The 23,970-nt window shown below is 42.1% G+C and carries 20 protein-coding genes and 1 riboswitch; of the genes, 15 read left to right on the top strand and 5 right to left on the bottom strand.

All coding sequences use genetic code 11. The annotated features are described in order from the left end of the window. The first annotated feature begins 18 nt into the window (after window positions 1-18). From L6773_RS19375 to L6773_RS19355, 5 genes are all read left to right on the top strand, one after another. On the top strand, window positions 19-1,974 hold the full coding sequence (locus L6773_RS19375; protein WP_237856234.1) for a DEAD/DEAH box helicase: 1,956 nt from the start codon (window positions 19-21) through the stop codon (window positions 1,972-1,974). 15 nt (window positions 1,975-1,989) lie between these two features. Continuing rightward, window positions 1,990-2,415: an EcoRII N-terminal effector-binding domain-containing protein gene (locus L6773_RS19370; RefSeq protein WP_237856233.1), complete on the top strand. Its 426-nt coding sequence runs from the start codon at window positions 1,990-1,992 to the stop codon at window positions 2,413-2,415. 19 nt (window positions 2,416-2,434) lie between these two features. Beyond that, window positions 2,435-4,033, top strand: coding sequence for an ATP-binding protein (locus L6773_RS19365; protein ID WP_237856231.1), 1,599 nt, complete (start codon window positions 2,435-2,437; stop codon window positions 4,031-4,033). 1 nt (window position 4,034) lies between these two features. Continuing rightward, window positions 4,035-4,880, top strand: a complete 846-nt coding sequence (locus L6773_RS19360) for an HNH endonuclease (RefSeq protein WP_237856229.1) — start codon at window positions 4,035-4,037, stop codon at window positions 4,878-4,880. 212 nt (window positions 4,881-5,092) lie between these two features. Next, window positions 5,093-5,203, top strand: a riboswitch (SAM-I-IV-variant riboswitch). 52 nt (window positions 5,204-5,255) lie between these two features. After that, the gene (locus L6773_RS19355; protein WP_237856227.1) at window positions 5,256-5,708 is read left to right on the top strand and encodes a hypothetical protein; all 453 of its coding nucleotides are present in this window, start codon (window positions 5,256-5,258) and stop codon (window positions 5,706-5,708) included. A gap of 170 nt (window positions 5,709-5,878) precedes the next feature. Here L6773_RS19355 and L6773_RS19350 read toward each other — a convergent pair whose 3' ends face one another. Continuing rightward, window positions 5,879-6,196, bottom strand: coding sequence for a hypothetical protein (locus L6773_RS19350; RefSeq protein ID WP_237856226.1), 318 nt, complete (start codon window positions 6,194-6,196; stop codon window positions 5,879-5,881). A 621-nt stretch (window positions 6,197-6,817) separates the two neighbouring features. Here L6773_RS19350 and L6773_RS19345 point away from each other — a divergent pair. Further along, window positions 6,818-7,819, top strand: a complete 1,002-nt coding sequence (locus L6773_RS19345; RefSeq protein WP_237856225.1) for a sodium-dependent bicarbonate transport family permease — start codon at window positions 6,818-6,820, stop codon at window positions 7,817-7,819. 43 nt (window positions 7,820-7,862) lie between these two features. Continuing rightward, window positions 7,863-8,192: a P-II family nitrogen regulator gene (locus tag L6773_RS19340; protein ID WP_237856224.1), complete on the top strand. Its 330-nt coding sequence runs from the start codon at window positions 7,863-7,865 to the stop codon at window positions 8,190-8,192. Window positions 8,193-9,489: 1,297 nt separating this feature from the next. On the opposite strand, the gene tnpA is transcribed toward L6773_RS19340, so the two are convergent. Both tnpA and L6773_RS19330 read right to left on the bottom strand, forming a co-directional pair. Further along, window positions 9,490-9,951, bottom strand: coding sequence for an IS200/IS605 family transposase (tnpA, locus tag L6773_RS19335; protein ID WP_255727806.1), 462 nt, complete (start codon window positions 9,949-9,951; stop codon window positions 9,490-9,492). A 1,785-nt stretch (window positions 9,952-11,736) separates the two neighbouring features. Further along, window positions 11,737-12,900: a serine hydrolase domain-containing protein gene (locus tag L6773_RS19330; protein ID WP_237856222.1), complete on the bottom strand. Its 1,164-nt coding sequence runs from the start codon at window positions 12,898-12,900 to the stop codon at window positions 11,737-11,739. Between the two features lie 435 nt (window positions 12,901-13,335). Between L6773_RS19330 and L6773_RS19325 the strand changes: the two genes are divergently transcribed. The 4 genes from L6773_RS19325 (at window position 13,336) to L6773_RS19310 (ending at window position 17,606) form a co-directional block, all read left to right on the top strand. Continuing rightward, on the top strand, window positions 13,336-14,052 hold the full coding sequence (locus L6773_RS19325; RefSeq protein ID WP_237856221.1) for a 3-keto-disaccharide hydrolase: 717 nt from the start codon (window positions 13,336-13,338) through the stop codon (window positions 14,050-14,052). A gap of 154 nt (window positions 14,053-14,206) precedes the next feature. Continuing rightward, a complete protein-coding gene (locus tag L6773_RS19320; RefSeq protein ID WP_237856220.1) occupies window positions 14,207-14,674 on the top strand; it encodes a YehS family protein in 468 nt (155 codons plus the stop codon). Window positions 14,675-14,977: 303 nt separating this feature from the next. Further along, window positions 14,978-16,057 (top strand): BamA/TamA family outer membrane protein, encoded by a 1,080-nt coding sequence (locus L6773_RS19315; RefSeq protein WP_237856219.1) that lies wholly within the window; start codon window positions 14,978-14,980, stop codon window positions 16,055-16,057. Window positions 16,058-16,115: 58 nt separating this feature from the next. Then, window positions 16,116-17,606, top strand: coding sequence for a serine hydrolase domain-containing protein (locus L6773_RS19310; protein ID WP_237856217.1), 1,491 nt, complete (start codon window positions 16,116-16,118; stop codon window positions 17,604-17,606). Window positions 17,607-18,055: 449 nt separating this feature from the next. Here L6773_RS19310 and L6773_RS19305 read toward each other — a convergent pair whose 3' ends face one another. After that, window positions 18,056-18,493 (bottom strand): NIPSNAP family protein, encoded by a 438-nt coding sequence (locus L6773_RS19305; RefSeq protein ID WP_237856215.1) that lies wholly within the window; start codon window positions 18,491-18,493, stop codon window positions 18,056-18,058. A 153-nt stretch (window positions 18,494-18,646) separates the two neighbouring features. Here L6773_RS19305 and L6773_RS19300 point away from each other — a divergent pair, with 153 nt between their 5' ends. Genes L6773_RS19300 through L6773_RS19290 form a run of 3 tightly spaced genes read left to right on the top strand, consistent with a single transcriptional unit; the run spans window position 18,647 to window position 21,585 of the window. After that, a complete protein-coding gene (locus L6773_RS19300) occupies window positions 18,647-19,348 on the top strand; it encodes a glycosyltransferase family 2 protein (protein ID WP_237856214.1) in 702 nt (233 codons plus the stop codon). Window positions 19,349-19,360: 12 nt separating this feature from the next. Further along, window positions 19,361-20,056, top strand: a complete 696-nt coding sequence (locus L6773_RS19295; protein WP_237856213.1) for a glycosyltransferase family A protein — start codon at window positions 19,361-19,363, stop codon at window positions 20,054-20,056. Then, window positions 20,053-21,585 (top strand): glycosyltransferase, encoded by a 1,533-nt coding sequence (locus L6773_RS19290; protein WP_237856211.1) that lies wholly within the window; start codon window positions 20,053-20,055, stop codon window positions 21,583-21,585. Before L6773_RS19295 ends, L6773_RS19290 begins: the two co-directional genes overlap by 4 nt. Here L6773_RS19290 and L6773_RS19285 read toward each other — a convergent pair. Beyond that, window positions 21,580-22,506, bottom strand: coding sequence for a hypothetical protein (locus L6773_RS19285; protein WP_237856210.1), 927 nt, complete (start codon window positions 22,504-22,506; stop codon window positions 21,580-21,582). The two genes, L6773_RS19290 and L6773_RS19285, sit on opposite strands and share 6 nt — an antisense overlap. A 116-nt stretch (window positions 22,507-22,622) precedes the next feature. Here L6773_RS19285 and L6773_RS19280 point away from each other — a divergent pair, with 116 nt between their 5' ends. After that, entirely contained in the window at window positions 22,623-23,420 is a 798-nt protein-coding gene (locus L6773_RS19280; protein ID WP_237856209.1) for a cyclase family protein, read from the top strand. Window positions 23,421-23,970 lie beyond the last annotated feature (550 nt).

The following is a 23,970-nucleotide window of genomic DNA, read 5'->3' as shown; positions in this document are numbered from 1 at the left end:
CTTGAGATAGTACAAATCATGAAATCTCTTAACCAAGATGCTCGGAATAGAACTGAAGTGTCAAATACCAATCAGTGGCAAATTAAAAATGGGGAGGTTGTATTTGTTGACTCAGGACAATTAATTAAAATAAATTCATCAGATATAGTAAAGGTTGAGTACAAAGATAAAAAGGAGATTCATGGGACCAACATAAGAAATAAACCATCTATTGAACTCAAAAACCTAAAATTTCACCGTTTTCCCCTTTCTATTGAAGTTAAGCTTTTAATTCCTGAGACAAAGAAAGTCAAACCACATTTATTACTAAAAGCGGTTGGTGAAAACATAAGAGTAGACCTAAAAAAACTCCCCGATTCAGATCAGCTTATCCTGGATTCTCAGTGGTACCCAATACTCAAGTCTGAAATGGATCAAATCCATTCCCTATTTGAGGACTTTGAGCTTGAATCTTCAGGGCCAATAAACCTGTCAAAATGTATAGAGATAGCCAAGGGGGCACCCGAATACGTAGAGATCACATCTGAAGATGCAATTCTCGATAAAGAAGATTTAATCGATCAGAATTTAGATGTTCAAGCCAAACTTGACGAGAACGGATTCGAGGCTACACTTTATGATTACCAGCGTACTGGTGTTTTTTGGCTGAATATGATAGCACAAGAGCGTCTGGGTTGTATTTTAGCAGATGAAATGGGACTGGGAAAGACTATTCAAATTATTGCATTAGTTCTATTGAACAACAGGGAAATGCCTTCACCAACATTGGTTATAGCTCCAGCAACATTGTTGGAGAACTGGCGAAGAGAGATTAAAAAATTTGCTCCTGATCTAAAGATCTTAATCCACATAGGATCAGATCGCACTGGATTTCCTTCATACATCAAAGAGTATGATATCGTCATAAGCTCTTATGATACTGCTGTTAGAGATTATTCGATGTTGAACATGATAAACTGGTCCTTTTTTGTCATAGATGAAGCCCAGGCAATAAAAAATCCAGAGACCCAAAGAGCTAATATTTTAAAAAAACTGGATAGTGATGTATACATAGCAGTTACTGGTACACCTGTAGAAAATTCATTGACTGATCTATGGTCAATAATGGATTTTTGCAATAAAGGATTTCTTGGGGATAGAGAATATTTTGAGACTAATTATCAAGATTCGATTGAGGATGCAAAAAGAGTTGAACAGATAGTTTCTCCTTTTATCCTAAGAAGAACCATACCTGAAGTAGCCAACAATTTGCCTGAAAAAATTATTATTCCTCAACCAATACCCCTTTCTGATGAAGCAAGTCGGAAATATGAAGAAATTAGGCTGGAGATTGAAAGGAAATATGAGGCCAATGCGAGTTTGGTATCAATAGTCAAACTCAGGCAATTTTGTGCCCATCCCAAATTACTTGATGAGAGCATTGATGGTGACCCTGCCTTTACTAGTACTAAATTCTTACGCCTTATGGAATTAATGGACGAAATCAAGTCCAATGAAGAAAAGTGTGTGGTGTTTACTTCATACCTTAACATGTCTGATATTATTTCGGATTATCTGTCTCGGTATTTTGGTATGAAAAGTTATCAAATTGATGGGCGGATTCCTGTTAAAGAAAGGCAGAAAATTGTTGATGCTTTTAGTGAAAGAGAGGGTGCTTCTTTGTTGGTATTGAATCCCAAAGCTGCTGGTACTGGCTTAAATATTACAAGTGCAAATCATGTCATTCATTACAATCTTGAATGGAATCCAGCTGTTGAAGATCAAGCCACAGCCAGAGTTCACAGGTTGGGACAAAGAAGACCCGTTACTGTACACAGGCTCTATCATCCCAATACAGTTGAAGAAGTGATTAATGAAAGATTGTCAAGAAAAAGAGAGCTATCAGAAGAGGCCATAATTGGAACTGAAGGCGAGGATGAGGATCTGGCAGATATTAGAAAATCTTTGAAAAAATCACCAATTCTAAGTAATTAAGAAATTCGTATAACTATGATAAAAAGAACAAAATCTATAAGTAAAGAATTGACAAAAAATGATACCGGTGAAACTGGTGCTCATCAAGCAGGTATTCATGTACCAAAGCAGCAGGAGATATTGAGCTTCTTTCCTTCTTTAACCAAAGAAACCAAGAATCCACGTCATTCAATCAAATTTGCAGATCCAATGAATGAAAAATGGACATTCAATTATATTTACTATAACAATATATTTTTTGGTGGTACCAGAAATGAGTATCGATTAACTGGAATGACCAAATTTATGAGAAAACACAGCCTAAAGGCAGGTGATGAACTAATATTGAAACGAGATGATAATGCTATCTATTCAATCGAGTTAGAGAAACAGAATAAAATATCAACAGACAAAAATGGAAAATTAAAGCTCGGTAGTTCCTGGAAAGTAATTAATATTTAATTCTAAAATCTGATGACTTATGGATAAAGTAAATTTACCTCCCAATCCAAGTAAATTAATGGAGGGATTAAGAGATACGGGCTATGATTTCAATACAGCATTGGCAGATATTGTAGATAACTCAGTAGATGCAAATGCGACCAAGATTGATATTTACATCAAGATGGACGGAGACGGGGATAAATTAATCATGGTGGCAGATAATGGTTGTGGAATGGATAAAACAACTTTGAAAGATGGTATGACATATGGCTCCAAAGGTGATAACAACCCCAAGAGATTGGGGAAATTTGGCCTCGGGCTAAAAACTGCATCAACTGCCTATTGCAGGAGATTATCTGTTATTACTAGACATTCCGCAGATGTTGAACCACTAAAAGCTACATGGGATCTTGACCACGTGGTGAAAGTTGCTGAGTGGGAGCTGTTATTGGAGAGCCCAACTAATTTTGAAAAAAAGTACCTTGAGAAAACTGCTGAGAATTCATCAGGCACTCTTGTAATATGGGGTACTATTGACAGACTGTTGAAAGAATATGCGACTCCGGGGGGGAAATATGAGCAAAGAGCTTTGGACAAACGAGTAAAGAGTTTTCGTGAACATGCTGGAATGATTTATCAACGATTTCTAGATCCTGAAGATGATCGTGCAAGGAATATAGAGATGAATCTAAATGGTAAACCTATAGATCCTTGGAATCCATTTTTTGAATCAGAACCACAAACTGAAATGGTGGCTGATGAGAGTATCAAAGTAGAGGTTGGGGATGGAACAGAAACTGAGTTTCAGATTCGGGCATTCGTACTACCACGCAATGAAAATTTCAGTACTGAGGAAGCTGCTGAGAGCGCCAAGATAAATAATGATAATCAAGGCATTTACATTTACAGAGAAAACAGATTGATACATCCTGCAGATTGGCTGGGAATGTACACTAAGGAACCTCACTACTCTCTTCTTAGAATTGAGTTCTCATTTAATCATGAATTGGATGAGGCATTTCAGGTTGATATAAAAAAATCTCAAATAATTCTAAATGAAGAACTTTACAAGTTCGTACACGAAAGATTTCTTCCTGCACCTAGAACTGCTGCTAATGACAGATATAGGACCGGCAAGAAGAAAAAAGTCCAAGAAGAATCGGAAGATGCTCATGATGAGTCAAACAGGAATATTTCAGGCAAGGAAAAGGATCTGAAAGGAGCTGAAATTGATGTTGTTGATGAGGAACAGAATGATGTAGAGGTTACCAATAAATCTGGCAAAGTGAGTATTAAATTGGATATAGAGTCATCGGTTAAGCCGGGCCAAGTATTTGTCAAGCCAGTCGAAAGCATTGTTGATGGCTTGCTTTGGAAGCCGGCCCTTGTAGATGGAAATCGAGCTGTCTTAATTAATACAGGCCATCCTTATTACAGTAAGGTTTATGTGCCTAACCTTTCATCAGGAGTCTTGATACAGGGTATGGATTCCTTGCTCTGGTCTTTAATCGAAGCTGAGCTTCGTACAATGAGTGAAACAACCAAAAACCATATGCAGGATTTAAGATTCGAGGTTTCAAGAATTCTGCGAAAACTTGTTGAAGATCTGCCTGAACCAGTTTTAGAAGAAGAATAGGATGCTTACTGAAAATAATGCTTCATCAATACTTAGAGAACGATTCGGTATTGATGTTTCAGTTAATATAGAAAGTTTTCATGGCAACAGAACGATTACTGTTAGGCCATCAGATCTTGCAAGAACGGTTGGTTTCAAAATCCTCACAAAATTAAAGTGGAGGAGTGTTGAAATCAAGTTTGTTCCGGGCAGTTTTGCGAGAGATTTGGTAAACGCCATGGAGGCTTCTAATCAGAATCAGCGCGCTGCTTTCAAAGTTTTCGCTGAATCCTTGTTGGAGAAAGGAGCTGATTTAAATCTTCAAATAAATAAACAATCTTATAAACCAAATGAGCCGAGTCAATGGCCTATAAACTGGAATAGTATTGATATCTCAATGCGAAAGGGGCAGATTATTTTTGGAGAGGAAATTGATCAAGACTTTGAAAAAGTATTTCCTTGGGTTATTTCTTTTTTTGGTCTATGCATTTCTTTATTACCTCTTGAGCCCATTGATAATGAAAATAGATATTCAGTAGAGGAGGAAGGAGAGGCATATATAGTTACAAATACAAGATATGAACGGAGCAATATTAATCGAGCAGCATGCATTGAACTTTATGGTACAACCTGCAAGGTATGTTCCTTGAATTTTGGAGAAATCTATGGCAAAATAGGAGAAGGTTTCATTCATGTGCATCACAAAATACCCTTGTCAGAAATAGATGGTACATATTTCGTAGATCCCAAAAAAGATCTTGTACCTGTTTGTCCCAACTGTCATGCAATGCTCCACAAAAAAAAACCTCCTTACACAATTGAAGAATTAAAGAAGAAGATTAAAAATAATAGATTTCCGAACTTTTGAATACGTTGTACCTAATAAATCATTAGTCACATTTATTTTCTTTCCTGTCAGTTTTCAATTTAAAAGCTTTTAGTCATTAGTGAAGCAACTTATCAGTTCCAGTTATCTTCATATCCAATTAATTGATTACCTAATCACACTAATTGAGTGTGGCAGGGTCGAAAATACAGCCTTTAAAACAAGTTGAGAATTTCTGACCAATATTTATCTTCAAAAAAAGTCAAGAAATTCGTCTACCGCCGAATTACCAACCGGCCTTCTCGGGCACGGTGGTTTCAGCGATGTGGGATAGTTAGATTCGATATCCAATTATACGAGTCCCATCTTATCTGTCTTGATGTAACGAACCAAAATCTTCATAAAACGTTACATCTTATGCAATCAAATAACGATCAAAAAAGCAAATACAACATAACGCTCAATGCCGAAGAGCTAAAAGAACTTAATCATTCCTTTACCCAGGCAGGTATTAAATGGATTGCCATGTTTAAAGGGATTTGGGCTGAAGTGGCAGAGGTTAAAAACGGACAGGTCACCATTTTGGCCACATTTCCAAAGCGAATCAGCGATTCTCCAGAACCGGACCTGGTCCTCAATATTTTCTTGCACTGCCGGGCCTTTAATTTCATAAATGAAGTTCGACAGGTTCTTTTGCTTATGTATAAAGATCAGGGATCTGCAGGTTCAGTTCGTCTGGAAAATAATCTCTCAGAAAACGAGAAAAAACTTATTGCACAAGCTTCTGCAACATTTGGGAGTTCAAAAGTTCACATTGGTGAACGGCTTTATAAACGCAAAGAGTTGCTTAAGATCTATCAGGAGAACTGATAGATCTGAAATTTTAAAGTGATTATTAAATTAGTAGGCAGCCGAATATTGGCTGTCTTTTTAATAAAATTTGAATACGGTTATTGGTATTCCTTAATCTCCCGGTGAGTGTGAAGTAAAAAAGATCAGAGATCGCATATTGCATATCTTCACAATACCCTCGATTCTTTTTACTGTCTTACTTTTCGTACCCATTCCCGCAGCTCTTCACTAAACCCATCCAGATCCTCCTCTTTCATGAGGCCGTGGCGGAGCATCAGCAGGATTCGCATATCCATGTTGGATTTTGTGTATCCATTCAGGCAGTCTTGCAGTATTTTTGCTTCTTTCTTCATGGCCTCCAGCGTATCCCAGAACTGCTCCGTTGGTGTTCGTTCATCGCTTTTCAAAAGAGTGATAAATGTTTGGTTGCGTTCGGCGAGATAACGTTCTCGCAGTTCCGGCAGCATATCACGAAAGATTTTCCAGTCCCGTTTGGTTGGTTTCATTACGGAGAGTTTAGATTGACAGATCTATTTCTTTTTTGATGCAAGAAATCTATGCATGCCAATAGTTTTTAACAAAATTGATGTGAATTATGCAATAGGATCTGGCCTGATGAAACAGGCCACGAAAGCACGAAAACAGAAAAAATAATTTGCGCTTTGCTGTTTTTGTTGCCGTTTATTGGCATGCAGGGTTATGAATTGAGAACTGCTGTGGAGGATAAAATAGATCAGAGATTGCATATCTACAATCGCATATCAAAAAAGCACAAATGGAATATGATAACTGATTTTGCACTAAACATAGTCAGTGCTTGAGTCACTCAACCAATGACTTCAATAAAACTCGCACTTCACACATCACGTATCGAAACAGTTTGAATCAGGGGATTAAATAAAAGACAATACTCGCACGGTTTACGGAATCGGCCTTTGCATATAGAGATGTTCCATATCAGACCTAACCCAAAGTATATAGTATTGTTTATGGTCTATATAAAAATAATTAAAGTTTATTTATACATCTTAGATGTTAGTTTATGCCCGCATTAAAAAACGTGGTTTTTGTGATGATATCATAGACAGTACGATGCCACGAAACTTTAAAACTCGCAGATCATTTAAATGGACTTTATTGCGGATTTTTTTATTCGATTCCTGGTACAATTTCAATCACCCACACTGGGGTTCCTGATTGGCGGGATGCTGGTCGCTGCACTTGGAAGTAAGCTAAAAATACCCAATGCCATCTATCAGTTTATCGTCTTTATGTTGCTCATGAAGATAGGGCTGGAGGGCGGCATCGAGATCCGGGAAGCAAACCTGCTGGAAATGGCACTTCCGGCCTTCCTGTCGATCTTAATCGGTTTGCTGACTGTAAGGATCGGTATCACTGTTTTTTCAATCCTGCCCGGGGTTGACAAAGAGGACGGAATTGCAACGGCCGGACTCTTTGGGGCAGTAAGTGCATCAACGCTGGCTGTTGCCATTGTGGTGCTTGAAGAGGAATCTATCCCCTTTGAAGCATGGGCACCGGCTCTGTACCCCTTTATGGATATCCCGGCCCTGATACTTGCCATTGTGGTGGCGAACATTCACCTGAAAAAGCAGGAAAAAGGGGAGGATACCGACGTCAATGTGTGGAATATCATCAAGGAGAGTTTGAGAGGATCTGCCTTGTCCGCATTGTTGCTCGGATTAGCCCTCGGACTTCTGACCAATTCAGACTCTGTGCTGCACTCCTTTTACGATCCGTTATTCCGGGGCTTTCTTTCAATCCTTATGCTGATTATGGGAATGGAGGCATATGACCGGATCAAGGAGCTGCGAAGTGTTGCTCACTGGTATGCCGTCTATGCCGCCCTGGCTCCTTTAATGCATGGGCTCATCGCATTTGGCTTGGGATACATCGCCCACCTTCTGGTTGGATTCAGTGCGGGAGGCGTGGTGATTCTGGCTGTAATCGCATCGTCCAACTCCGACATCTCGGGACCGCCTACACTGCGGGCCGGCATTCCCTCTGCGAATCCATCGGCCTACATTGGCGCTTCCACCAGTGTGGGAACACCGATTGCTATCGCCGTGGGAATTCCGCTCTTTATAGCACTTGCACAAATTGTATTTTAAATCCGATCTCTTTATCAAACCAACTTACCCGGAGGACATAAACATGACATTTCACAAAGCAAAAAAAGCTGTGATTATCGCTGAAAAAATTCTGACGCCGAAAATCCTTGATATTATTGAATCAAGTGGTGCCCGTGGATATACGGTGGTTCCTGCGGGGGGTAAAGGAGCTCATCACCAGCATTATACGTCAGAGAGGGCATCGGTGGTGGATGACTTTTCGACAGTGCGAATCGAGGTGATCGTCAAAAATAAATCAATTGCAGAGGAGATAGGGAGTAAGATTGTTGAAGAGTGTTTTAACAAGTATTCAGGAATCGTTTACCTGGAAGATGTCGAGGTTATTCGAGCCGAGAAGTTTAATGGAGAATAAGTCTTGTTTACAAGAGGTCTTCCTGGTTAAAAGAGTGTTTATCTGATATTTACACCTATGTAGAAGGTCAGATATGTGATCGAATCATTGATCATATCGCCGAGATCCAATACATATCAATAATGATTCATGATAAGTTCAAGATACGTAACGGTCCCGGTTGTGAAATTAGAGGGCATTGAACTCGATTCAAAGAACGATATTCATAAATAAACGTACATGATTCCCATAGTTTTTGAAGAGATCGAGTTAAATGAAACTATAGTTGATCTACTATCAGTCATGTTTAGTATGCTATTGATAACTATTATCTAATATTACTCATATATCATAAAAACGATTTGGTAATGAGGGGAAAACCTGGCTACATTAAAAGGAGTTGCTTAAAACAAAAGCTCGCCTAAGTGACTCTTTGAACCCATCTACCTCCCGGTTTTCATCATTTTTTTGTGGGAAAAGTCTATTGCTGCAGGATTTCCTGGTATGGGTATAAAATTGAAGATCTGCTCCAAAGGGATACTTTTAAACGATCTCAGATACCTGTCCGGCTGCTGACTGATGCGAAGTTGAACCGGTCATCGCTCAAATTGTGAACGGATATGTGTACATGTATAACACGTAATACAAAAAAGGCGATCTTCACAAGCCGCCGAAGTCTTAGGGGTATGGAACGTGCCTGACGGCACTCACTTGTTCAGGTTCGCTAACTACCCCAGGGATGAATCCCTGGGTTACAGGATTGGGCGCAGCTACGCTGCTTGAGGTACACATCAGGTTTGCGGGATTTTAAAAAATTCGTGCAAAGCAAAGAGTGTGAAAAGCTTGCAAGTAAATAACGTTGTTTCAATTTGTAATAAGTAATCAAGCAGGATCTCCAAATCCGCCCTGCGGATGATGATATTGTAACCCCGGAATTCATTCCGGGGATCGAGGACCTTATCTTTGAAAGAGTGCCGTAGGTACGTTCAGTAAAAGTGGTGTCAATCTTACATGGTACGATCAAGAGCAAGTCACCACAGCCGCAGGGATATGGGCCGTGCCTGACGGCACTCAATTGTTCAGGTTCGCTAACTACCCCAGGGATGAATCCCTGGGTTACAGTATTGGGCGCAGCTACGCTGCTTGAGGTACAACTTTCAATTCACGGATATAAGTAGAGTTGATGTGTCATTCTTTCCAATCCGCGGAGCGGATGATGATATTGTAACCCCGGAATTCATTCCGGGGATTGAGGTTCTCATCTTGGAATGAGTGCCGTAGGTACGATCCATTTAGAGTGGGACTGACAACTATGTCCTTATATCAACTCATCAAAAAGAAACCGTTCATCATACTCAACCTGAAATTTATCAAGCAATTTGATGTACTCCTGCTTGAAGCTCATCTGTTGATGATGCTCCTGTTGATTCTTTATATACCGATGTACAGAACCCAATTGAGATTGGCTGTATGAAAACGCACCGTAACCCGGCTGCCACTCAAACCGGTGTTCAATAAAACCACTCTCATTGATCCACTTTGAAGATTTGGCTTTGACTTCTTTCATAACCTCAGAAAGAGAAAGTGAAGGCTTTAGGCTAAATAGACAGTGAATATGATCTTCAACACCATTTATGATGATTGTTTTGCACTCGGTATCATTGATTATTTTTCCGATAACACCCTGGAGTCCCGGTCTCCATAGGTCGTTGATCATCGCTTTTCTGTATTTGACTGGGAAAACAGTTTGTACATACATCTGATAATATGTGTTACCCAAAATATTGGATTTTAATTATTATTCTCTTCTTGTATGAACTTGGAAAGTGGAATTCCTTACAGTTTTTTCGAAAAAATCTGAAGCCAAACCATAGATCATACCCACGTCACTAATCTATTAAGGTTTAACGAACCGGAATGATAAACCCTTCGTTAACAAAGAGAAAAACGCTATACCTCTTGGCTATTTATTTTTGAGGATTGAAGTCTCATTCTTTCCAATCCGCGAAGCGGATGATGATATTGGAACCCCGGAATTCATTCCGGGGATCGAGGGAGTCAATCTGGAAAGAGTGCCGTAGGTACGTATAGTAAAAGTGGTGTCAATCTTTCTTCGTACGATCAAGAGCAAGTCACCACAGCCTCAGGGGTATGGAACGTGCCTGACGGCACTTACTTGTTTAGGTTCGCTAACTACCCCAGGGATGAATCCCTGGGTTACAGGATTGGGCGCAGCTACGCTGCTTGAGGTACACAACAGGTTTGCGGATTTTGAAAAATTCGTACAAAGCAAAGAGTGTGAAAAGCTTGCAAGTAAATAACGTTGATTCAATTTAAACTCAAATAATCGAGCAGCATCAACAAATCCGCGGAGCGGATTATGATATTATGACCCCTGAATTCATTCCGGGGATCGAGTGAGTCAATCTGGAAAGAGTGCCGTAGGTACGATCAGTAAAGTTGAGTGTCAATCTTGCATGGTACAATCAAGAGCAATTCACCACAGCCTCAGGGATATGGAACGTGCCTGACGGCACTCACTTGTTCGTGTTCGCTAATTACCCCAGGGATGAATCCCTGGGATACTGGATTGGGCGCAGCTACGCTGTTTGAGGTACACAACAGGTTTGTGGGATTTTAAAAAATTCGTACAAAGGAAAGAGTGTGAAAAGAATGCAAGTAACTTACGCTGATTCATTTTGTATTAAGTAATCAAGCAAGATCTCCAAATCCGCCCTGCGGATGCGGATCTTATAACCCCGGAATTTATTCCGGGGATAGAGAAAGCTAAACGGTGAGAGTGCCATAGGCACGATCCATAATTTTTTTAAAGACCATAAACGTCATGTCATCATTAGGGCGTTCTCCCTGGGACCACTCATTCTCTATATCTTTAAAACGCTGAATAGAATTATTAAAAAAAAGACAGACCGTAAATTTAAACCGTTTCAGGGTAGTTATTATAATCGAACGAAGGTAAAAGCCTTCAGTACAAATATGATATGAACGATCCTTCGTTATCCATTGCAAAAGATACGTCAAGGACCAATAAGACTTGGGGGATAAAATTATAGATCACGACAATGGTCGGACATATATCCGATCTCAGATACCTGTCCGGCTCCAGACTGATACGAAGTTTCATCCGGTCAGAGATTGCATATCGCAAGTCTTCACAATACCCTCGATTCTTTTCACAGCCTCACTTTTCGTACCCATTCGGGAAGTTCATCACTGAATGCGTCGAGATCATCCTCTTTCATGTGGCCATGGTTTGGAAAGAGAATCGGGCTCATGCAGGAATCAACGACTTGAAAATCTTCCAGGAAAAGATCGGCTCACATTACTTGCACAGATCTTCATGAAATATTGAGATGCTATAGAAGATGGTGCCATTCTTATTGCAACACAAAAAAAGTAGGAATACGCCATCCTTAGAAATATTTAATTCTTCATCACCAGATACGTTGAACCTACTACATTCATCCATTCCAGTCATCGAATGAGTGCAATAGCTTGAAATAGATAGCTCGATCACTCATCCGATGCCACAGGCAATAGAATCTCAATCCAGCGCATTATATACTTTTCCAACAAACTCGCCCAGCATAGAACTGTCGAGCCAGCGTGTGACGATCACGAGGTCGTTTTCCTCATCCACAACAATATAGTTGCCTCCAAATCCTGCGGCGTAGTAGAGGTGATCGGGCGTGCCTGGCCAGCCGGAATCATTATCCACCAGCCACCACATGTAGCCGTAATTCGGATTGGCATCGGAAGGGATTTTAGCCAGGTCCATCCAGTCGCCGGAGATAAGCTTGTTCCCGTTCCACACACCGCGCCGGGCAAAGAGCAGCCCGAACCGCGCCTGGTCCAACGTATTGATAAACATGCCGCCGCCGTTATGCCCGCCACCGCTTACACTCTGGATCTTTCGCCCGTCGATTTCTGTCCAGGATTGATCATATCCGAACCATCTCCACGTTCTGGATGCGCCGATGGGATCCATAATGTTCTCACGCAAGATTACAGGCAGCGGTTCACGCCATACATGCAGAAGGGAGTAGGCGAGCAGGTTCACGCGTACGTCGTTGTATTTAAAATGAGTGCCGGGTTCATGAAGCTCGCGGTATCGCCAATCATCGATATCTCCATCTTGCGGGGGGCGGTCGCCCCAGTCCTCCAGGCCAAACAGGGAGCCGCGCCAGTCAGATGACTGGTTGAGAAGGTGCTCCCAGGTGATTTTGGAGTTGTGTTCGCCGTCGAAGGTTCGGTCCCAAACATAGCCTGTCATTTTATGGTCAACCGAGCGTATCAAATTGCGGTCCCAAGCCAGTCCCGCTACGGTGGAGAGATAGCTTTTGGTGACGCTGAAGGTCATATCCACTCGATCGATATCGCCCCAGCTTGTGGCAATGTAGCCGTCTTTAATGATGATTCCGGCTGGTCCGCCGCGTTCACGAACAGGCCCCAAAAGCTCGTGATATGGTTCATGGCTGAATCCTTTCAGAATGGCGATCCGCAAATCTCGCTCTACACTGTTTTCGTTTTCGAGGGCAAAATCCACCGCCTGCTGGAGAGAAGCCTCATCAAAACCGAGTTCTTCCGGTGAGCGCTCCTCCCACTCGGCTCCGGCCGCCGGGTAGTAGAGGTTTTGTGCGATAAGGTGGGTCTGTGGAATTAGAAAGAACAGAAGAAAAAACAGGATAAGTTTGTATCGTTCATTCATGAGATGTGGATCGGGTTATCATTTCAAACTATAATAAGGAAATTCAGGGAACCCGGGAAAGGGTCACTGGATGAGTATTATTTTGAAAAGATGATCTGCGATTGGAGATCACATCGGCGACCGACTGATGCGAAGAAAAGATAGATCAGAAATCGAATACCGCATATTAAAAATGAACAATTCATACGTTGAAAAAAACATTGGACTATTATTACTTTATGTTTACATATTATTACCCATCATTACACACACATCATAAAAACGATTTGGTAAAGAGGGGGTAACCTGGTTACATTAATAGGAGTTGCTTAAAAGGAAAGCCTATCTGACAAAGCAACAACTTTTAACCTCTCTTCATTATTTTTCTATTCATTCTTCAGCGGGAAAATTCTATCTTGTTGTTAAACAGTTCTTTAGAATAAATCACAAATCGCTATGAAAATTCAACTCATTCTCCCACTCCTGTTTATATCGTTGCTTGCCTGCCAGTCAGAATCTCAATCCGAAAGCGAAACCACCGAATCGGAAACGATCTCGCTGTTTAATGGCGAAGATCTGACCGGTTGGCATGTAGATATTCCTGCAATGGATGAAAATCCAGATACCTCAACAGCATTTATTGTTCGTGATGGAATGCTTGTCTCACTTGGAGACCCGCGCGGTCACCTGATTACGGACGAGGAGTATTCGGATTACCGGCTGGAAGTGGAGTATCGATTCCCCGGAGAACCGGGCAATTGCGGTGTATTGGTTCATGCATCTACCCCAAGGGCATTGTACGAGATGTTCCCGCAGTCGATTGAAGTGCAGATGATGCATGAAAATGCCGGCGATTTCTGGGTGATTGTGGAGGATATCACTGTGCCGGACATGGTGGAGCGTCGCGGACCGGAAGAGGAGTGGGGTATTCGCGAAGGTGAAAACCGGCGCATTCTGAATCTGACGGATGGATCGGAAAATCCACTTGGAGAGTGGAACCAGATGACCATTGAAACGCTTGGGGATTCACTGAAAGTGTGGGTAAATGGCGATATGGTGAATTTTGGGTACAACTCCACCGCAGAAAGCGGACAGATCGCCCTCCAGGCCGAAGGAGCCGAAGTAGAATTTCGAAAGGTAGAGCTGACGCCGATTACGGCTTTGAGTGAATAGGTTAAGATTTGGCTGTTGATTGAAAATTGATAACGTTTGTGGTTTGTGGTTTGTGGTTTGTGGTTTTGTCAATTCATCATTCCACATTCTAAAGCCATATCCGTACCTTTCATCTCAACAAAAATCAGCAAATTCAATAGCTTAATATCTCTTCATGAGAAACGACGATATTATTCAAAGTATCCGATATATTTTAGACGTAGGCGAGGGTGAGATTGCCAACATCCTGAAACTCACCAACTATAAACCCAAACGAAAAGAGATCGAATACATCTTTGACGATACCATCCCGGAAGACCGGAAAGTGGATACAACCCATGAACTTACGGCTTATCTCCTGGATGGACTGATCTACTATAAACGAGGTAAGAGCGATAAACACCCGCCTCGTCCCATCCGAACCCCAATCACCAACAATATGGTGATGAAAAAACTACGGGTGGCTTTTAAACTGCGGGACGATGATATCCTGAATATTCTGAGCTCAACCGGGTTTGATATTTCAAAATCTGAGGTGAATGCCCTTTTCCAGAAGGAAAACCATTCCAACTACATGGAGGCAGGTGACCAGGTTCTGCGATACTTTCTTAAGGGATTAGCCGAACGAGAAAGAGAAGGTTAACCGCAGGGTGCGCTGGGAGACGCGGAGTTTTAAAGTCCTCTGCGTATCCCTGCGATCTCAGCCTGCCCCAAACCCTCGGGGAAGTCGAAATACCCCCAGTATTTCAAAGCCCTCTTAGAGTTTTTAATTGTTTAGAATTACCGATTTTAAAGCCAATAGAACCAAAAAATCGGGTTTTTCCCTATTCAAAAGCTATTCTTGAGTCGTTACATTTCTATCTTAAATAGTTCAATACACTGATGTAAATATTTCGAATTTGGATATCAGGAGAGGGAGATGCTGTACAAAATTACAGCTGGAATCATGCTAGTATTCTGGGTAATCACAATTCCGGCTCATGCACAGACTGCTGATTCAACTGAAATTGACAACCAAACCCAGGTGCTTTTTTTGCCGGCGCTAGGATCTACCCCGGAAACGGGATTTATGTTTGGCGGCGTGGTAATGCCGCAGTTTAAAATCGGCCGATCCGGAGCGGAAACACGTACTTCAAGTGTCCTTTTTTCCGGGATTTACACCACTAAAAACCAGGTTCTTGTTGGCCTTCTTGCCGATCTGATATTTCCGAATGAAGAGTGGATCGCTTTTGGAACATATGGTGGCAATTATATACCGGACAGCTACTGGGGAATCGGTCCGCTTACACGAAATAACCAGGAGGTGGAGATGCTATACACGGAGTTCAATATTGAACAGACAGTATTGCACCAGGTACGCCCGTCCATTTTTTTGGGGCCGTACGTAGAATGGAGTAAGCGGTACAATATTTCATTTAAAGATAGTCAGGGAGAAATTATTCCTACTCCAGAAATCCCGGGTGCTGATGGCAGTGAGAAAGTTGGAGTCGGTTTGATGGCCCGATCCGATAGAAGAAACAGTAATATCACACCGACTCGAAATCACCTGGTTGAGTTCTCTTTTTTGATGCATCCCGGTTGGTTAGGCAGTACAGATCCCTACAATTTATGGCTACTCGATACGCGAAAGTATATCGACCTGGGCGGCGATGAAAACTCAATACTGGCGTTGCAAGGGCTGTTCAGGTTTACGTCGGGGGATCCTTCTTTTTTCGATATGTCGACTGTTGGAGGAGGTCAGGTCAATCGCGGTTACTACAACGGGCGTTACCGGGATCAGAACTCCGTCCAGGTACAGGCGGAGTGGCGAAAGCATCTAATCGGGCGTTTTGGCTTCACGATGTTTGCTGGCAGCGGTGAGGTGTGGGACCGTTTTGAGGATATAACGTTTGAAAAAACAAAATGGAGTTTGGGAGCAGGGCTGCGGTTCAACCTGAATAAAAAGAACCCCACCAATATTCGCATAGATTACGGGATCGGGAGGAATTCAAGCGGATTCTATATCCAATTTGGTGAGGCTTTCTAAACTGTAATAGAAAGGGAGGGAATAGTTTATGTACAGATTGGTATTCTTACATTTTTCAATGAGTGATTTTAAAAAGATTCAATGTATCGGGTTGATATGGGTACTCTTCATTATTACTGCCTGCAATTCCGAGAAACCGGTTCGAAACTCTTCTTTGGATCAGTTCTCATCCTACCTGGATGAACGAATTCCCGGTTTAATGAAACGATATGATATTCCCGGCGTATCTGTCGTTCTCGTTCAGGGTGGAGAACGCGTGTGGGGAGAAGCCTACGGTTATGCGGATCTTACAACCGGGCGTAGAATAACCACCGATACGGTCTGCCGCGTGGAATCGATCTCAAAATCTGTGACCGCATGGGGAGCCATGAAGTTAGTGGAGGAGGGAAGAATTGGCCTGGATGAACCTGTGTATCGTTACTTGAAAAGCTGGAGTTTCCCGGAGTCACCCTTTGATGAATCAAAAATTACATTGAGGCTGCTGCTCAGCCATCAAGCCGGCCTGCCTTTAGGTCCCATTGGAGTTGAGTTTTCCCCGGATGAGGAGAAACCAACGCTCAGAGAGAGTTTATCAAGCAATGCTATACTGATACAGGAACCCGGTTCTGGTTTCTTTTACTCCAATGTTGGATATCATCTGGTTGAGCTTCTGATCGAAGAGATTACAAGGCGAGATTTTGCGGAATATATGAAAAGCGAAATTTTAGAACCTATAGAGATGAACCGCGCGAGCTACAACTGGAGTGAGTCGTTCGATCCCCCGGTACCCCTGGGGTATGACCTGAATGGAGATCCCGTACCGGTGTACCTGTATTCCGAAAAAGGATCGGGCGGACTTTTCGCGAGTTCAGAGGAGATTGCAAATTTCATGATTGCGGGAATGACTGCTAACGCCTCTCAAGCCTTCTTGCCCATAAGCCAAAACAGTACCAGGCAGATATATGAACCGTCTGCTGAGATTGCTGGAATCTACTCATTTGTATCGGAAGCCTATGGTTATGGTCATTTTATCGATTCTCTTTCTAGCGGGGAAGTCTCTGTCTTCAGCGGCGGACAGGGACACGGCTGGATGACTCACTTTCAATCGATTCCGGATACAGGGGACGGTATTGTAATTTTAACGAATAGCCAGAGAAGCTGGCCGTTCATCGGTTATATTTTGAAAGATTGGGGTGAGTGGCGGGGTGATTCCTCCGTTGGCATGGCTCGCATCACGGACGCTGTGATCGGAATATGGATTTTGATTGCGGTCCTGCTTTTAGGATCGCTCTTCCGGGCAGGCAGTTTGGGAAATCAAATCATTCAGAAGAGGCGCCAATTTACACCTTTACAAAGAGTGGGGCTTTGGATTCGAATTATGCAGTTTACTGTTTCCGGTATCCTCATGCTGTCCGTTCTCTGGGCTTTAAACCAGGATTACTTTTTTCTTTTTTCAGTCTTTCCAGTCGCTTCCGGTTGGTTAATTATTACGATTTTATTTGTCGCAACTGTTCTCCAGTTTTCGGCTTTATTTCCAAAAGAATCGGTCGACCGAGAGAGCAAAAATTAAACCACCGGGAGCGCAAAAAAAGATATTTTGAGTCATCGGATGAGTGTCAATAATCATAAATATCGATCAGATCAAATCCACTCACACGATGACTTAATTTAAACCCTCCGCGTCACCCCGCGACCACTGCGGTTTACCCCCATATTGACTCGAAGCTTGTAACGAGTTTAAACTAGTGGGTGATGAAGTCGATTAGTGTGGAAGCGAAGCTTCTGGTTTAAGATCCAAAGAAGACCATTGGATTGAATGATGGTTAACCGCAGGGTGTGTGAAATTGATAATTTTGAGTCATCGGATGAGTATTTAAATCCAAGTACATAGATCCAAATCAAACCACTCATCTGATGACTCTCGTAAACCCTCCGCGTTACCCCGCGACCACAGCGGTTAGAAAATCGAGTTGGTTTAAGCAGACAGATAGAACTGCAATCAATGGCGAACAGTCTATTTTACTTTAAAGGCGAATAGTCTGTACTCGTCATGAACACAGACTCAATGCTTTCTACGAGAGGCCCATCTGTACGGGATGCCTGGTAGGCTTCCTGCCATTCAGGGTCATTTCTAAACCCATCCCAGCTCGCTTCGGCAGCTTCCCGGCTTTCATGAGCTATAATGTAGGTGAGAGTATTCTCTTTATCCATGGGTGTCCAGTACCCAATATTTTCCATTCCGTGTTTTTCAAAAAGCTCCATCGTGTGATTGGCAAACCGCGCATGCAGGTCATCCAGTTTTCCGTCATGGGTCGTGTATGTCCGAAGTTCAAACACTTTGTGGTTATCAATGGAGGGTTGTGTTTCGTTTGATTCAATACCTGTATAGCCGGTAAACATGATAGTGGCGGTCAGGATGATTCCGATAAGTGCAGTGTAAAATTTTTGATAAGTCATGATATACATTTTCTAAGATTAAGATTGATCCTACCAGAGAGTATAGAAAATCATAAGATAAAACCAGTTAAAATAATGTTGAAATGGATGGATTTTTTCCGGCTCATTCATTACATAGCTTAGCAGTTTTTTGCTAACTTGTTCAAAAAATAGATGACTCCATTGTCTGATCAACCGCTTGTTTCTGTTATAATCCCGGTTTTCAATACCGGCAAGTATTTAGATGCCGCCCTCAAAAGTGTGTTTTCGCAGGCCTATTCCAATATGGAAGTCATTGTGATAGACGATGGCTCAACGGATCATAGTGCAACCATAGCGAAAAGCTATCCAGCAGTCCGATATTTCTATCAAAAGAACAAAGGGGTTTCAGCAGCCAGAAACATTGGTTTGGAAGCTTCAAACGGCGATTATGTTGCATTTCTGGATGCCGATGATTTATGGAAGCCCCAAAAAACAGAGGAGCAGGTAATCTTCATGACGAAACAACAAAATTTTGGAGTCACCGGAACGTATGCGGAAAATTTTTTGGAGGAGGGGACGAAACTTCCGGACTGGCTAAAGAATGATTCAAACTGGTCGAGGCATGAAGATTATATTATTCCAAGCACAATGATGGCCAGGAAATCTGTCTTTGAAAGAGTGGGTGGTTTTGATACAAGTTTACCCTCCGGCGAAGATACAGATCTCTTGTGGCGTGTTCGAGAGTTCGGGATTGAATTGGATATTCTTGAAAAAGTATTGGTCAGACGGCGGTTTCATGGAGAGAACCTCTCCTGGAAGTATAAAGCAGAAAATAATAAGCGTTTACTGCAGATTGCCAGACAGTCGATTCAACGAAAATCCGGAAGGGCGTAACGGCTGGTCTTTATGCAGAAAAGTGAGATTAGTGTAATAATTGTTGTAAAGAATGGGGAGAAGTACCTGTCTGATGCCATTGAAAGTGTGTTGAACCAAACCTATCTGCCGTCTGAAATTTTGGTTGTTGATGGGGACTCAGCTGACCGGACAGCAGAGATTGCTCAATCATTTGAGGAGATTACTTACATAAAACAGGAAAATGAAGGCTTAGCTGCCGCTCGCAATACGGGAATCAATAACGCCGGTGGAGAGTGGATCGCATTTTTAGATCATGATGATATCTGGGTGCCCAACAAGTTAGAAATGCAAGTTAAAAGGTTACAGGAAGAGAGTGATTTACAGTACTGCTACGGCCTGGTGCAGTTATTTGTAGAGGAGGGGGTTCAATTGCGTAATGGATTTGATGAAAGCCATTTCAAAGAGCAGTTAAAAGGGCGTACACCCGGAACTCTGATAGCGAGGAAAACTCTTTTTGATGAAATTGGAGGATTTGATAAATCCTTTTCAATTGCCTGTGATGTGGATTGGTTTACCCGTGCGGCTGATAGTAAAATAGAGTCAGCGTTTCTTAAGAAAACGTTATTACATAAGCGGGTTCATACCTCAAATCTCTCATCAAAAGTAGAAACAAACCGGAGGGAGATTTTCCGAGTGATTAAAAATTCAATAAATCGTCAGCAAAATACCGCTCACAAAAACCAATGATTCGCATTTTACACATCATCGATTCAATCTCTGGAGCAGGCCCCACCCGCGCACTCATCTCCCTGGCCAAGTATGCTTCAGATGCCGGGCTGCCTCAGCAGCATAGCGCTATTGCTCTTAAAAAAGAGGCTTATCCAATCTCTCTTCTTTTTGCTAAGCGGGCCGGGTTGGATATTCTCAGAAACCCGGAAAAGCAGATTATTCGTGACAAAATAAAACAGGCGGATATCGTGCAAGTACATTACTGGAATAACCCGGCAATGACTGAATTTATAAGGTCGGAATGGCCCTCTATGCGATGTTTAATATGGTTTATGGTGTATGGCAAATATAAACCCCAGGTAATTTCAAAGGAACTTTTAGACTATTCTGATTTTTCCCTGGGAACCAGTCCGAATTCGTTGAAGCTGCCGGTTTTCAAGGATATTCTATCTGATGACTGGGCTGATTTTGTGTATGGGTTGGCGGATTGGTGGAGGTTGGTGAACATAAAAAAACAGCCTCATGATACCTTCAATGTGGGTTACATTGGGACGGTAAATTTTACGAAAATGCACCCGAACTATATCCCGATGAGTGTAAAGGTCTCAGTCCCGGATGTGAAGTTTATAGTATGCGGTGGTGGTATTGAGGAGAAGTTGAAAGCTCAGGCAAATTCCCTTGATTCATCCGAAAAGTTCGAATTTCACGGTTACGTAGAAAATATTCGATCTGTTTTGGAAAAGTTGGATGTTTTTGGATATCCACTTTGTGAGGATACGTACGCAACCTCGGAAAAAAGCATCCAGGAAGCGATGTTTGCAGGAGTTCCGCCGGTGGTTTTTCCGTATGGCGGTTGTAGTGATCTTGTTCAGCATGGGGAAACCGGGTTGGTTGTAGAAAATGAAAAAGAGTATGCTGAAGCGATTGAATACCTGTATCACAACCCGGAGAACAGAAAAGAATTGGGTCGAAATGCCGCTGAATATGCCCGCAGAGTATTTGATAGTGATAAAGCCGTTCAAAAGATGCAGGGTATTTATGAAAAGTTGATGGAGCAACAAAAGCGGAAGCGTAGATGGGGTGAACCGGGGGTCATGACAAAAGAGAAATCTCCCTCTGAGATTTTTGTAGAATTTCTGGGTGAGCAAGGCCATGAATTTAAAACGAGTCTCAAATCATCTGACCGAGATCAATTACTTCTGGCTGACAAGAAAATCGCGGATGCTTCGCCGTTGCTTGTAGGTGGAGAGGGTGGAATCAATCAATACAGAAATCTCTTTCCAAAAGACCCTTACCTTAGATTATGGTCCGGATTATGTTTACAAACCTCCGGTGAACATGAGAAAGCAATCAGGGAATTTGAAACAGCTTTAAAACTTGGGATGCCATCCTGGAGGGCAAAGTGGTATATGGCCAAAAGTACTGAAGTTATCGGCAACCTGGAGAAGACACTGTCCATTTTGGAGGAGATTTTGAATGAGGATCCTGGTTTCAATGAAGCAGATTCCTACAGAATGGATTTGATAGAAAAGAGAAATAAACTATAAATACGCATAACTTTCCTTGGTATGTTCTCCTCGATCAATAGAGTCATAAAGTGAAAAGAGGTATAAAACGATCACACCAAAAGCTACCCCGGTTACCAGCAATACAACATTAGCAATGCCTTCTGCTGAGAATGAAATTCGTATCAGGACGGTGGTAATTACGAAGCCTGTATTACGAATCAGGAGACTGTAGCGATCTGTGTACCTGAAGGAGGCTACAAGGATGAGGACATCTACAATAATGAGTGCTGCAAAAAATTCATTATAGAAAATGCTGTTGAAATCTTGAATACTGGAGATTACCCCAAGATTTAACTGGTTCAGTTCTATCACCCAATTTGTGAAGCTATACACAGAAAGGATAATCAGGATGGGTGCTAAAATAACACAGAGAACTTTCTTGTAAAGAATAAATCCCTTTATGTCACGGGTAACGGCACGGCTTTTACGATTTACCAAAATATACCGGAAGAGATAGATCAGGAAAAAAAGGATCAAAAATCCGACTATATCATATAAAAGATTTAAATTTTCACTGGTCAGTAGTTCTACTTCTCCAAAATCCAGCACAGAAATATCTTTAAATATGCGGCGAATCAGGATTAAAGAGATAATTTCGTATTGCTTGGCGATAGAAATTGAAAAAGATCTTGGCAGATAATAGATAAGCAGGTAAACTTCATAAATCAGGATAAATGAAAATGGGGTGTATATGGCGGCAATGGGACTTGATATGAGGCTTTCAACCTGGCTATGCACCGTGATCAACCCGGAGAGATATAGGAATACAATGCAAAGATGGACAATAAACCCTAAGGATGCGATATAGAGAGTACTCAACTCAATTTTCTCTTTAATACCTGGATTGAACAGAGTATTAAATGACCGAACCGCCCTGGATTTCCATGTCGATATTTTCATTATATAGCTTACAACTCGACATGAACTGTAATGGTTCAAATACGGAGTATATTGGATGATTGATGGATAGATACTACATTGAAATGAATATCAAATCTAAAGGCATGGTCAGAATTATGAGTACTAGAATAGTATCAATATTTGTTTTGCTAATTCTTGCAATAGCGTGTACGCGAGTTGAACAGGTTGACTGGGAGGATGGAACCTGGATTGACCTGACATATGAATATTCTGATGAAACGATCTATTGGCCCACATCAGACACATTTCAACTCGATACAGTTTTTGTAGGTGAAGCCGAAGGTGGATACTATTATGAAGCATATGCATTTGCCTCAGCCGAGCACGGCGGGACCCACCTCGATGCGCCCATCCATTTTTATGAGGGAGGTGAGTCTGTTGAACAAATTGAGATTGACCAACTTACCGGTTATGCCGTTGTGATTGATGTAAGTGAACCGGTTGCAGATAATCGGGATTACCAGATTCAGACTTCCGATATCACAAGTTGGGAAGAGGAGTATGGCCCCATTCCTGATGGTTCAATTGTATTATTTAAAACCGGAATGGGAGCCTACTGGCCGGATGCAGAAGCCTATCTCGGTACGGCTAACAGGGGAGAGGACGCCCTTGCGGAGCTTAGTTTCCCGGGTATTCACCCCGATGCCGCTCAATGGATTGTTGAGAATCGTGATATAAAAGCGGTTGGGCTGGATACGCCGAGTTTAGATTACGGTCAGTCTGAACGGTATGAAGCACACCAGGTTTTATTTGAACACAACATAGCCGGGTTTGAGAATGTAGCAAACCTGGATCAACTGCCAACAACCGGTGCATATGTCATAGCTCTCCCGATGAAAATTAAAGAGGGTAGCGGGGCCCCGTTAAGGATTGTGGCTCTCGTTCATGAGTGATTGATCGACACTTTGGCTCACTTGCCATGCTGTTAAAGAACTGCTCAAGGTGGGAGTGAGTCTTCATGACTTTACTTGTTATCACTTTTACTTGTTCCGAAGGCCCACTTTCGGATTGACGTGCAAAAGGAGGACCTTTGGCACGAGTAAAGCAGAGGCAATAGTGACCTTGAAGCGTTCCCGGTGCTTTTTCCGGGATCCTCCAAGAGTCACGATTTCGTTGACCAAAGAACTCTTCTCTCGACAGCTGTCGGAACACTCCGTTACACACTCTTTTCTTGTTCCGAAGGCCCATCTTCGGAACATTTCGTCTGGAAGCTCTGCTTCTGGTAAAAAGTTTGTAGAGTTTGATTCATGATAAGTGGTGTAATGAATAAAGAGAAGCGGAGCCTCGGATTGGCATGCCAAAGGAGGACCTTTGGCACGAGTAAAGCTGTGGTGTTGTAGGCTTTTCAGCCTGTGATTTATGGCAAATACAAATAGGCTGAAAGCCTAAGATATATCAGCCCGGGGCATCGCCCTGGGTTTTAGGAGTAAGTATCCTCAAGGC

Source organism: Rhodohalobacter sulfatireducens (assembly GCF_022012475.1).
Lineage (GTDB): Bacteria > Bacteroidota > Rhodothermia > Balneolales > Balneolaceae > Rhodohalobacter > Rhodohalobacter sulfatireducens.
Note: the sequence above shows the minus strand (reverse complement) of the source record. Positions and strands in the feature narration are given on the sequence as shown.